Origin of the sequence: Rhodococcus sp. G-MC3, assembly GCF_030063335.1 — a bacterium.
GTDB lineage: Bacteria > Actinomycetota > Actinomycetes > Mycobacteriales > Mycobacteriaceae > Rhodococcoides.
The window spans coordinates 60,342-72,259 of record NZ_JASISW010000020.1 but is presented as its reverse complement, the minus strand read 5'-3'; the positions used below and the strand labels follow the sequence as shown (position 1 = coordinate 72,259).

10 protein-coding genes are annotated in these 11,918 nt (G+C 61.5%); all 10 read left to right on the top strand.

Features of this window, described 5'->3' with window-relative positions; all coding sequences use genetic code 11:
• Positions 1-69 precede the first annotated feature (69 nt).
• Positions 70-1,473: an O-antigen ligase family protein gene (locus tag QMK17_RS20075; protein ID WP_283511058.1), complete on the top strand. Its 1,404-nt coding sequence runs from the start codon at positions 70-72 to the stop codon at positions 1,471-1,473.
• Between the two features lie 126 nt (positions 1,474-1,599).
• Positions 1,600-3,117, top strand: coding sequence for a cellulase family glycosylhydrolase (locus tag QMK17_RS20070; protein WP_283511057.1), 1,518 nt, complete (start codon positions 1,600-1,602; stop codon positions 3,115-3,117).
• A gap of 576 nt (positions 3,118-3,693) precedes the next feature.
• Positions 3,694-4,836 (top strand): glycosyltransferase, encoded by a 1,143-nt coding sequence (locus QMK17_RS20065; RefSeq protein WP_283511056.1) that lies wholly within the window; start codon positions 3,694-3,696, stop codon positions 4,834-4,836.
• The gene (locus QMK17_RS20060; RefSeq protein ID WP_283511055.1) at positions 4,833-5,828 is read left to right on the top strand and encodes a GDP-mannose 4,6-dehydratase; all 996 of its coding nucleotides are present in this window, start codon (positions 4,833-4,835) and stop codon (positions 5,826-5,828) included. Before QMK17_RS20065 ends, QMK17_RS20060 begins: the two co-directional genes overlap by 4 nt.
• Positions 5,825-6,790: a GDP-mannose 4,6-dehydratase gene (locus tag QMK17_RS20055; RefSeq protein ID WP_283511054.1), complete on the top strand. Its 966-nt coding sequence runs from the start codon at positions 5,825-5,827 to the stop codon at positions 6,788-6,790. The genes QMK17_RS20060 and QMK17_RS20055 overlap by 4 nt, the downstream gene beginning before the upstream one ends.
• A complete protein-coding gene (locus QMK17_RS20050; RefSeq protein ID WP_283511053.1) occupies positions 6,787-7,398 on the top strand; it encodes an acyltransferase in 612 nt (203 codons plus the stop codon). Before QMK17_RS20055 ends, QMK17_RS20050 begins: the two co-directional genes overlap by 4 nt.
• 71 nt (positions 7,399-7,469) lie before the next feature.
• On the top strand, positions 7,470-8,600 hold the full coding sequence (locus QMK17_RS20045; protein WP_283511052.1) for a glycosyltransferase: 1,131 nt from the start codon (positions 7,470-7,472) through the stop codon (positions 8,598-8,600).
• On the top strand, positions 8,597-9,757 hold the full coding sequence (locus QMK17_RS20040; RefSeq protein WP_283511051.1) for a lipopolysaccharide biosynthesis protein: 1,161 nt from the start codon (positions 8,597-8,599) through the stop codon (positions 9,755-9,757). Before QMK17_RS20045 ends, QMK17_RS20040 begins: the two co-directional genes overlap by 4 nt.
• A complete protein-coding gene (locus QMK17_RS20035) occupies positions 9,754-10,884 on the top strand; it encodes a glycosyltransferase (RefSeq protein WP_283511050.1) in 1,131 nt (376 codons plus the stop codon). The genes QMK17_RS20040 and QMK17_RS20035 overlap by 4 nt, the downstream gene beginning before the upstream one ends.
• On the top strand, positions 10,881-11,912 hold the full coding sequence (locus QMK17_RS20030; protein ID WP_283511049.1) for a hypothetical protein: 1,032 nt from the start codon (positions 10,881-10,883) through the stop codon (positions 11,910-11,912). Before QMK17_RS20035 ends, QMK17_RS20030 begins: the two co-directional genes overlap by 4 nt.
• Positions 11,913-11,918: the final 6 nt, after the last annotated feature.

Sequence of the window (11,918 nt, the reverse complement as noted above, 5' to 3'; positions counted from 1 at the left end):
AGGTGCCGACAACAATTCAGCATCACGTAGCAGTTGCACGGGCGTGAAAGCGTGACAACATCAGTGCCCATGAGCATCTCGAAACGAGTCGACGCGGCGGTGATCGTCGTCGTTCCGATCATCGTTACATTTCTGATGATTCTCGGTGGAACACCCGGGAAATTGGGCGGCATCGCGCTCGTCGGACTGACAGTGGGAGCCCACATCGGCCTGCGCCATCCATTGTATTTCACTCGTGCTCTTGCATTTTCATTGGGCGCATTGCCGTTCGGTTACATTCCGGGGGTTCATGCTCCGCTGGTGTTCACCTTGGGCGGTGCGGTCATTTTGGCCTCGGTGATTCACCGCACAGCTGTGAGTCGCATCACACACGGGGAGATGGCTGTCATCGTCCTGGTGATCGCTTCGGCACTGTCGGTGTTCGCAACGGGCAGCGCGACAGTGGATTACGCAGAATTCGGCAAGTGGCTCGTTTCGACGCTTGTAGTTGTGTCACTACTGAGACTGCCGCGCAGCGAACTCGAGCTTTTCGGACGGATCTACGTGTATTCGGCGTCGGCGGCCGCCGCATTCGCGGTCGTCATCTTCGTTGCCGACCCGGCAGGCAAGCTCGTTCGCTACCTGTCACCGTTCGGATATGGCACCGAAGCGGAGAGCACGCGCTTCGTCTACACCGACGGCGCCGCCACAGTTCGCCTGGCCGGGACCTATATCGATCCCAACGCCGCAGGTATTGGTCTGTTCGTTGCGCTCATGCTGTGCGTGCTGCTCATTCGTGGAAGGATGCGGGTTGCGTTGGCGCTCCTGCTCTTCGGTTCGATTGTGCTGACACTCTCGCGTGCTGCGCTGTTCTCCGTCGTGTTCGGTGTGTTGCTGATGCTTCTGTTCCAGAACCTGAAGACCAGGGAACGTGCCGCCATCATCGGCGGATTCGGTCTCGCATTCGTCGGCGCCCTCGCAGTACCTGCTGTACGAAATCGAGTGTTCTCATCCTTCGGCAGCGGCGACGCCGGGTCCTCGGCGCGAGGCGACGCACTCGTCGATTTCCCTGGTCACATGGCCGGACATTGGCTGTTCGGGCTCGGCTGGGGACGAGCGGAATTCAAGGACCCCGGTACCGCCTTCGATGTCAACTACGTCGCCAATGCGCCCCTGCTGACGGTCTATCGAGGTGGAATTCTCGCCGGGTTGGCATTCGTGGCCATCATCGTCGTGGGCGCGATTCTCGGATATCGCTGCCTTCGCTCCCGTAATTGGGAACACGGATTCGTCGGAGGTGGATTCATCGGATTCACCCTCGTCGCGTTGCAACTGGATTTTCCGGTGGTCACCATTCCGGCAACCACAATGGCCTTTTCCGTACTGATCGTTTTTCTTGTCCTCGCGTGGGAAAAAGCCTCCGATAACCGGCCTGACGACCGCAAAAAACCTAGAATCTCGTCGACACGACCGGAAACGATAATTAGTGCTTGACCTGCAGTTTCGTACCGTCGACAAAGATCGTTTCGATTTGCACAAAATCTTGTTCATAGTGCAATGATTCTGTGAATCCGGCCGCGTACCTACTCGTACGAGCCCCTCGTGGAGAGATTTGCGCTCATGAACAGGTCTCGAATTCGATCGATAGTTGCGGCGTCAGCTGTCGTAATTCTGGCCGCCGGTCTCGTCTGGGGCGCCGCGCCGTTGCTCTCGTCGCCGGACACCGCGACGGCTCCGCCGACGGCGAATGCTCAGACAACAGCGACCGCCGTCGGCATCTCCGACAACGGAGCGCTGCTGTGGGCGAGCGACGCCGACCTCAACACCACGCTGTCGATGCTGTCCGCCGCAGGAATCAAGTCCTTCCGACTGTCGATTCCGTGGTCGAACGTCGAATACGCCCAGAATCAGCTGGACTGGAGTGCCGTCGACCGCGTCGTGAACGCCGTCAGCGCACGGGGAATCTCGATACTGGGAATCATCGCCTACACACCGTCGTGGGCGACGTCGCCCGTCGGGCAGCCCATCAACACACGTCCCGCCTCACCAGCGCTTTTCGGTCAGTTCGCCGGGAAAGCCGCGGCCCGGTACGCCGGAAAGGTCTCGGCATTCGAAATCTGGAACGAACCGAACGGGGCCAAGTTCTACGGACCGGCTCCCGACGCCGCCGGCTACACCCAGCTCCTGAAGGCCGCCTATCCGGCGATCAAAGCGGCCAATTCCTCGGCCATCGTCGTCGGCGGAGTGCTCGGCGCAGTCGAAGATGCTGCAGGAATGCAGAACCCGGTCACGTTCGCGAACCAGATGTACGCTGCGGGGGCCGCAGGTTATTTCGATGCACTGTCCTATCACCCGTATCAGTACTCGCTGAAGTTCGCCGAGGGCGTCTACGTCGACCACTCACCCGCCCGGCAGATGATGGACCTGCATGCGGCGATGGCGGCCAACGGTGATGGCGCCAAGAAGATCTGGGCAACCGAGTACGGCGTCCCCACCGCCTACGTGTCCGAAGACGTCCAGAGCGACATGATCACCCACTTGATCACCAAGTGGCAGGAACTGCCCTACGCCGGGCCCATCTACCTCTATCAGCTACGCGACCAGCAGACCGGCAGTAGCGATCCCGAGATGACGTTCGGCCTGCTCAGAACCGACTGGAGCGGTAAACCGGCACTGTGGGGAGTGATGTCGTTGCTCTCCAACAACATCCCGAAGTCCCCCGAGTACAACCGCTTCCAGGCCGTACCCAGTTCGCTGGGAGCCGCACTGAGCCCCGTCTTCCCCATCCGCAATACCTGGGCACAGATCCGTGACTACGCCGTCGTCTATGAAATGCCCGCCGGGTTCATCGCCGCACCGCGCGCCGTCGCCGAGGCAGTCAGGTTCACCAATTTCTTGCCGACCACCGGCTTCGACGGCACCTGGCAGGACTTCGACAGCCCCTACGGCCTGCGAGTGTTCTCCACCAGCATCGGCGGTACGAGGCTCATCGGCGGCGGCATCGTCGCTGCCTGGGACCCGACGCTCGGGCCTGCGACTTCCGACGAAACCCCCATCGCGGGAGGTGGTGTGCGCGTCACCTTCCAGTACGGATCGATCACGTGGACTCCCGGCGTGGGTGCAGCGGTGACCAGGTAATTTTCCGCTCGGCCCTGGCGCAGGCATGAATGGCCACTGGTAACCGTTCAACCGTCGCGGTGGTCCATTCATGCCGGATTGTCGTACGTGACCGTCGAAGAATTCATTCAACGGTTGCCGAAAAACACGCAATACGACGGTCGGTATTTATCCGATCATGCACATGAGACACGATTTCGATGTCCTATCCAAACATTTATTTCGCCAGTGTTAATTCTGAAAGAATGACAAGTATCAACACTGACCCGAGCAGGAAAACACTGTGAACCGTCTCACTTAGTAGTGCCATTCAGCCTGTTTAACAGATACTTATATACACCGAACGAATGACACAGTTCACGGGCCGTGTCTGATGTTTGCATCCCAGTCGGGGATGACCGATGTGACCTTTCGCCACGCCAACGGAGGCCGGCAAGAGTCCGAACTGTCCTGCCTTACAGACATATTCGTATTCGTCTGGGGGCTCTACCGCGGAATGTGCTCAGTTCGACACGACGGGTTGGCGATGAAGACTTTCAGTTGGACCACCACACAAGACCATACGACTCGCTCCGGGTACCCGGACCGGTCACGCCAATGACGACCGAGCCCCCACCGATACGCGTTGCGATCGCACACGACTACCTGACGCAACGTGGCGGAGCTGAGAAGGTCGTACTGGCCATGGCACGCGCATTCCCGGGAAGCCCCATCCACACCACACTCTTCGAACCGTCCACCACGTTCCCCGAGTTCGCCGAGCTGGACATCCGACCATCCCGGCTGAACCGAATCGGGTTCCTGCGCAAGAACCACCGTGCGGCGCTGCCCTTGCTTCCCTTCGCGTCCAGATCGATCACCATCGACGCCGATGTGGTGCTTACCAGCAGCAGTGGCTGGGCGCACGGCTTCCGCACGTCGGGCAGCAAGCTCGTGTACTGCTACTCGCCTGCTCGGTGGCTGTACGAGGCCGAGATGTACCTCGGCGAGTCCAGCAGCGCAGCCAAGCGAATCATGTTGAGAGTGCTCACAACTCCGCTCAGACGGTGGGACCGAGATGCAGCGGCGTCGGCGGACCGCTACCTCGCAATCTCCACCGTCGTACAGAAACGCATCACCGCGGCCTACGGATTCAGCTCGACGGTGCTGCCCGCACCGTTCACCGTGGATGCGGCGGAAGAGGAAACGATCCCCGAAGCCGAAGCGTGGTTGGGCGAGGACAGCTTCTACCTGTGCATCTCACGGCTGCTTCCCTACAAGAATGTCGACAAGGTCATGGCCGCGTTTGCGGACACGGACCGCAAGCTCGTCGTCGTCGGCCGTGGGCCCGAAGCCGACCGCCTACGAAAGCTCAAGTCGGACAACGTCACCATGCTCAGCGACCTCTCGGCCGGTCAGATGACCTGGCTCTACACACGATGTAACGCGGTTGTCGCCGCGAGCTATGAAGACTACGGACTCACCCCCATCGAGGCCGGCTATCACGGCAAGCCGAGCGCAGTTCTGAGATGGGGTGGTTTCCTCGACACGGTCGAAGAAGGGGTGTCGGGAGTCTACTTCGATGAGCCTGTCCCCGAGGCGATCCGGGAAGCAGTGGACGTCTTGGAACAAACCATCTGGGAGCCATTGAAGATTGCGGCTCACGTGGAGCAGTTCAGTGAGGAACGCTTCGCAGCAGAACTGGTTGCGGCAGTCACGGAAATACACGAACATTCAACCGAGAGGACGCGCATCCGATGACGAAGAGGGCATTGATCACCGGAATCACCGGCCAAGACGGCCTCTACCTTGCGGAGTTACTGCTGAGCAAGGGATACAAAGTGTTCAGATTGCTTCGTGGACAGAACAATCCGAAGGCCGCGATGCTGGACCGGGTTCTTCCGCAGGTGGAAGTTCTCAAAGGCGACCTACTCGACCTCTCCAGCCTGATGCGAGCATTCGCCGTCTCCGATCCCGACGAGGTATACAACCTCGGCGCCGTCTCGTTCGTCGCGTACTCCTGGGAGAACGCGCGCCTGACCACCGACGTCACTGGTGGCGGAGTACTGAACATGCTCGAGTCGACTCGCCTCTACCAGGACGTCGCAGGCAAGCAGGTCCGCTTCTACCAGGCATCGAGCTCCGAGATGTTCGGCAAGGTCCAGCAGGTCCCGCAGCGCGAAGAGACCCTACTGTGGCCCCGCTCGCCGTACGGCGTCGCCAAGGTCTACGGGCACTACATGACCATCAACTACCGCGAGTCCTACGGCATGCATGCCAGCTCCGGGATCCTGTTCAACCATGAATCCCCGCGGCGCGGCGTTGAATTCGTCACCCGGAAGGTGACCCAGTCGGTCGCAAGAATTGCGCTGGGCCTGCAGACCGAGATTGCACTCGGCAATCTCGAAGCCAAGCGTGACTGGGGCTTCGCGGGCGACTATGTCGAAGCGATGTACCTGATGCTGCAGCAGGACGTCGCCGACGATTACGTCATCTCCACCGGCGAGACCCATTCCATTCGTGAGCTGCTCGATCACGCGTTCGCGGCAGTCGATATCACCGACTGGGAACAGTACGTGCGCATCGACCCTCGCTTCTTCCGGCCCGCCGAGGTCGACCTGCTCGTCGGGGACTCGGCCAAAGCCAGCGCCCAGCTCGGCTGGAAACCAAAGGTCGGGTTCGAAGAACTCATCAAGATGATGGTGCACAACGACTTGGCTGAACAGTCGCCCCACACCGTCAAGATCGCGTGAACTCTTCGCGGCCGACGGCCCTCATCACGGGAGTCGCCGGACAAGACGGCAGCTACCTGTCGGAGGCACTCGTCGCGCTGGGCTGGTCGGTTCATGGTGTCGCGAAACCCGGTTCGGCCGAGGTCGTCGACAACGTCACGATGCACTCTTCGGATCTCGCCGAGCCCGGCGCTGCGGCCGAGCTGATACTCGCGTCCGATCCCGACTATGTTTTTCACCTCGCCGGCATCTCGTCGGTGTGGCAGTCGTGGAACGACCCGGTGCTCACCACTCGTGTCAACGGTGTGTCGGCGACATCGCTTCTCGACGCCTGTTACACGCACCAAGAGGAATCGGGCAAGCGGGTGATGGTGGTCAATGCATCGAGCGCCGAGATCTTCGCAGGTTCGGGCATTGCACTGCAGAACGAGGACACCCCGATTGCCCCGACGTCACCGTACGGAGCTTCGAAAGCACTCAGTCACACTATGGTTCAGGTGTATCGCGCACGTGGCCTCGAAGCCACCAACGCCATCCTCTACAACCATGAGTCACCGCGCAGGCCTGATACCTTCGTCACGCGCAAGATCACCAAAGCTGCGGCCGGTATCGCCAGAGGTACTCGGTCGACCATCGAACTCGGCAGCATGTCCGTCGAACGAGACTGGGGTTGGGCACCGGACTACGTCGACGCCCTGGTGAAAATGGCTGAGTACGGCAAGGGCGAGGACTTCGTCGTCGCCACCGGTCAGGCACACAGCGTTGCAGATTTCGTGGCGGCGGCGATGTCCGCCGTCGGCATCACCGACTGGCAGAACTATGTGCGCGGCGACCCCGACATGCTGAGGCCGGCAGATTCCGCAAGGATGGTCGGCGACGCATCGAAAGCACGAGAGTTGTTGGGGTGGACTCCGACCATGACCTTCGAAGAAGTAGTCGGAGCGATGGTCGAATTCGACATGACCGAGGAGATGGCAGCATGACCGCAGTAGAGAAGCCTGCAGGTGTAGCAGAAGTTCACCACATCACCGACTACAAGATGCAGGACATCACGTTGGCCAGGAAGATCCGTAACCGGTTCGGCACGTTGGCGTTCAACATGATCGTCACCTACATCCCGTCGCACTTCGTTCGTCAGAACTTCCTGCGGGCGTTCGGCGCGACGATCGGCAAGGACACCTCGATCTTCCGCGGAACCACCATCCTCGACATCGAGAACCTCGTCATCGGCGAAGGCTGCTCCATCGGTTTTCGGTGCATGTTCGATGCCAGAGGCGGAATCACCATCGGCGACAACGTCGTCATCGCCAGTGACACCCACATCATCGGCGGGTACCACGATCACAACGATCCGACATTCAAGCCGATCCTCGAGCCGTGCGTCATCGGCGACTACGTGTGGATCGCCAGCCGCAGCACCGTACTCAGCGGCGTGACCATCGGGCGCGGTGCCGTCGTCGGCGGTTGCTCGATGGTACGTAAGGATGTCGGTGAGCTCGAAGTGGTTGCCGGTGTCCCTGCCCAGGTACGCAGCATGCGCGATCCGAATGCGCTGCAGTACCGCCCGAAGTACCGTCCTCTCTTCTACTGACCCCCTATGTGAGCGGAAATACGTCCCAGGGGAAGTATTTCCGCGCACATGCTCCGAAGGAGCTGCACCAGGTGACCCTGAGCGACTACCGACTCGTCTACGTCGCCCCCCGATCAGGGGTTGGCGGCGTAGGCGACTATGCCGACGACTTCTCGGTCGCCGTTCGTCCTCACTTCCGCGAGGTGGTCGAGTACCGCCACGACGGCCCCGGAAGCGATTCGGTGCGCGATATCCTTGCGCACCGCAGGGCAATTCAAAAGCTCGTCGACGATCCCGAACGCACCATCGTGCACTGCGAACTCAGCGGCGGCTCGGTCGTTCCCTTCTGGGCGACTCGGAGGCTCACCGGAAATCCGCGGGTTACTGCAACGGTGCACGACCCTCCCGGGTTGGTCTGGTGGCCCGCTCGCACCAAATTTCTGGCAGGTCGGAAAATCTTGAACCACGGGATTCACTATCCGCTGCGATCGCTGTGGCGCAGGCTCGAACGAGCCGCTGCAGGCGAGCGAACGTTCTTCGCACTCACCAAGGCAGGCGCAGACTCACTGGCCCGCGAATACCCGGCAGCCACAGCCACAGCGAGCACTCTGTTCGTACCCGAGCGGCCGAATATCATGGCTGCCGAGGAACGCCCACTCGCGATCGGACTGTTCGGACTCGTCTATCGCGGAAAAGGTTTCGATCAGATACAACAGCTGCGTGACGCCCTTCCCCGCGAGATCGCGATCCGAGTCGCCGGGCGCGGCACCGAGCAGCTTCCCCCGGTGGACGGCGTCGAGATCGTCGGCGAGGTCAACGGACCCGACGAGGATGCCTTCTTCGCCTCCGTCAGGGCGCTCGTCGTCCCCTACGGCCGGCGAACGATCTATGGCGACGCCTTCCCCGCATCCTCGGTGGTGACGCGCGCTATTGCCTACCAGACACCCATCGTCTGCATGAAGTACGGCGCTCTGGCCGAGTCCGACGGCGGCGCGGTGGTGGTCGACGGAGGAATCGACGACGTCGCCGATGCTGCAGCGACTCTCGTCACGGACACCGTCGCACTCGCCAGGCTTCGCCGCGAAGTGGAAACGCTTCGGACGGCCAACACACCGATGCTCGTCGTCGACGATTTCTTGTCGGCGTGGAAAGTGACCCCTTCGCTGGCAGCCGCCCGAGTCACCAACCCGACGGCCTCCCTTCGAGGCGTCGGTCGAGGATGAACGCCAACCTGATGAAGGCGTGCATCGCCGCGCTGTGGACCTACGGAGGTCGCGGCATCGGTCTGCTGTGGACCGTCGCGCTCATCGCCCAACTTGGAATCTCCGACTACGGGCACTACGCAATGGCGTTCGCGCTCGCGGCGATCGTCGCCGCGCCGCTCGATCACCCGTTCGGTGTTCGGTCGATCCGCGTCGACGAAGACGATTATCTGGGCGAACGCACAAGCCGCGCACTGATCGGCATAGTACTGATTGTGCTGGGGTCGTGCCTGATCGAGGTCAACTACATCGCATGGTTCGCCCTCGTCGTCGCCGGCGGCGAGATGACGTTCAACGCGTACAAGAGTCGTGCTCTCCGCGACGGTCATCCCAATATCACCCAGCGCATGGACACGCTGCGGCAGGCGTCGAGCATCATCCTTGCCACCGCCTACCTGTTCACTACCACCCTGTTCACTACCGCCGAACCGACATTGCTCGTGGCCAGCCTGCTCTATGTTGCACCGTACTTCGTCATCGCCGTCGCCGCCGTCGTACAGGCAAGAGTTGCGCGCCCACGCGTACCTGGCTCGTGGCGCGAGATCTCGATGCTGTTCTCGGAGAACCTCGCCAACGCCATCTATGTCCAAGGCGATGTACTACTGCTCGGCTACCTGACCGACAGCACGATCGCGGGTTACTACTCCGTCGCATCCGTCACCGCGTGGGCCGTCGCGTTCATCGGGCAGTCGTTCGGCCACACGTTCCACGAGAAACTGCGTCTCGCCGACGGCAGCATTACCGCGGGACCTGCGTTGAAACACACCATCGTGCTCGCCTGTGCTGCCGGATCGTTGGTCCTCGTCGCCGGCGTCGCTGTGTTCTTCACACCTATATCGAACGAGATCGCCGGAGCCCTCGTGGTGATGTCCTTCTTCGTCGTCATGCGGGTGATGAACTACGTATTCACCACCGTGCTCTACCTGCAGCATCGCGACCGCACCCGCGTCTTGGCCGCGGCCACACTTGCACCGCTGAAGATGGTGTTGATCTTCTGCCTGTTCCCCCTCGGCGCCGTCGGTGCCGCGATCGCATCGGTCGTTACCGACGCCGTACTACTCGTGTGGTTCATCCGAGCTCTCTATCGTGAGCCTGCCAAAGAAGAGGTGTACTCGTGAGGCGAGCAACGTTCCTGTTGTCCAAAGACCCCGTCACCGAACACGGCGGGGATATCGCACTGTCCCGTTTGATGATGCAGCTCGCGCGTGAAGCTTTCGAAGTGCGAGCACTGTGCCTGTCCAAGGACACCGCACCCTCCCCCGATCCCGATGTCACACGCGTTGAAAAGCCAGGCGTGAACGCATCGCTGCTGTTGAAGTCGCTGCACCCCATCCGCAGTATCGTCCACGGCCGATACGACGTGGATGCATTCGTCGACGCCATCGAGAGATCCGAGTCGGATGTGTATGTGGCAGAGCACAGTTACATGGCCGAACCGTTCATTCGGTCCGAAAAGTACGGGTCGCCTTTCGTCATCAATACCGTCAACACCGAATCTCAGGTCTGGAAAGTGACCCGCGGACTCATCGGCCGCATCGAGTCGCCCCGCATCCTGCGCGACGAAATTCGAGTCGCCCGCAAGGCAGACGCTGTCGGAACGTACGACGTCGAGGAAGCCGAGATGTACCGTGACAACGGAGTACATGATGCGCGGTGGATCGACCTCACCCTGGAGCCTGCGCCACGCCTCGATCTGACCGAAACAGCGAAAAGGCTTGTATTCATGGGCACCCGAGGGTGGCCGCCGAACCAGGAAGCGTTCAAGATCGCACTCGAGTACTGGCCACAGATCTCTGCGGGAATCGAGGGCGCAGAGTTGTGCATCATCGGTGCCAAAGCAGACGGCGCCCCTGATCCAACCTACCCCGCGGGTGTGCGCGACCTCGGATTCGTCGACGACCTTCAGGAATTTCTCGGAACCTGTCGCGCGCTCATCGCTCCGGTCGCCACCGGAGGTGGAGTCCGCGTCAAGATTCTCGACGCAGCGAGCAAGGGCCTACCCGTCGTCGGGACTTCTGCTGCCGTCGGATCGCTCGGATCGATCTTCGAACTCCCGACCTTCGACGATCCCGAGGAGTTCATCGCCGAATGCCGCCGATATCTGCTGGACCGAAACACCGCCGTCAAAGCGGGCGAGCGGCTGTACGAACTGAACTCCGAGCGCTGGGAACAACGAGCACCGCACACCAGCGTCGCCTCGCTGATCAGCGCGTCCCTACCAGGAATCTCAGGATCACCGACATGAACTTTTCACCAGTCCGCTTGATCACCGTGGTCGCTGCATCCGCCCTCGCACTGGGGCTGACGGCACCTACCGCGCAGGCGGCTCCGCCGTCGGGACTCGGATTTTCCAGCGGCGCACCGTTTCTACAGCTGGACGACGCAACCCTGAACAACGAACTCGGTGCCGGGCGGGACGCCGGAGCGTCCTGGGTACGCGTGGTCGTCAACTGGGCGTCGGTAGAAACCGCACCGGGTGTGTTCGATTGGGGCAACACCGATCGAATCGTCAATGCTGCACGTTCGCAGGGATACTCGGTTCTCGCGGTTCTCGCGGGCACGCCGTTGTGGGCGCAGGCCCCCTTGCCGTCGCTGCTGCCGGGTGCGGTTCCACTGGACCCCAACACCTATGGGGCCTTCTCCGGCGCAGCTGCAGCGCACCTCGGTGACCGCGTGGATTCCTACGAGGTCTGGAACGAGCCGAACATCCCGACCTTCTTCGCACCCGTCGATGCCGCACGGTACGTCGGGTTGCTGCGCGCGGCGTATCCCGCGATCCACAACGCGGACCCGGGTGCGAGCGTCCTCAGTGCCGGACTCGCAACCACCATCGATGCCGGTACGTGGACCACCGCACCGGTGACGTTCCTGCAGCAGATGTACGCGGCAGGCGCCGGCGGGTTCATGGACGCGGTTGCACTGCACCCCTATACATATCCGTTCACCGTCGAGAATGACCCCAACGGCCAGTGGGCACAGGTCGATCAGGCCTACGGAACCATGGCAGCCAACGGCGACGGCGGCAAGAAGGTCTGGGTCACCGAACTCGGCGCGCCCACCGGAAACGGTCCCATGGCGGTCTCCGAAGACGCCCAGGCCGCGATCATCGGTAGCAGCCTGGCGCAGGCATCACGACTTCCGTACGTCGGACCGGTGTTCGTGCACTCGCTCCGTGATGCCGGAACCAACCTGGGCGACTCCGAGCAGAACTACGGACTGCTACGCAGCGACTTCAGCCAGAAGCCGTCGTTCGCCGTCGTACAGGGTTCTTGATCGAGA

Bases quoted from the DNA above. Each gene is read 5' to 3' on its own strand.
- QMK17_RS20060 (WP_283511055.1), top strand. From the start codon at position 4,833: ATGACGAAGAGGGCATTGATCACCGGAATCACCGGCCAAGACGGCCTC.
- QMK17_RS20070 (WP_283511057.1), top strand. From the start codon at position 1,600: ATGAACAGGTCTCGAATTCGATCGATAGTTGCGGCGTCAGCTGTCGTA.
- QMK17_RS20050 (WP_283511053.1), top strand. From the start codon at position 6,787: ATGACCGCAGTAGAGAAGCCTGCAGGTGTAGCAGAAGTTCACCACATC.
- QMK17_RS20075 (WP_283511058.1), top strand. From the start codon at position 70: ATGAGCATCTCGAAACGAGTCGACGCGGCGGTGATCGTCGTCGTTCCG.
- QMK17_RS20040 (WP_283511051.1), top strand. From the start codon at position 8,597: ATGAACGCCAACCTGATGAAGGCGTGCATCGCCGCGCTGTGGACCTAC.
- QMK17_RS20065 (WP_283511056.1), top strand. From the start codon at position 3,694: ATGACGACCGAGCCCCCACCGATACGCGTTGCGATCGCACACGACTAC.
- QMK17_RS20030 (WP_283511049.1), top strand. From the start codon at position 10,881: ATGAACTTTTCACCAGTCCGCTTGATCACCGTGGTCGCTGCATCCGCC.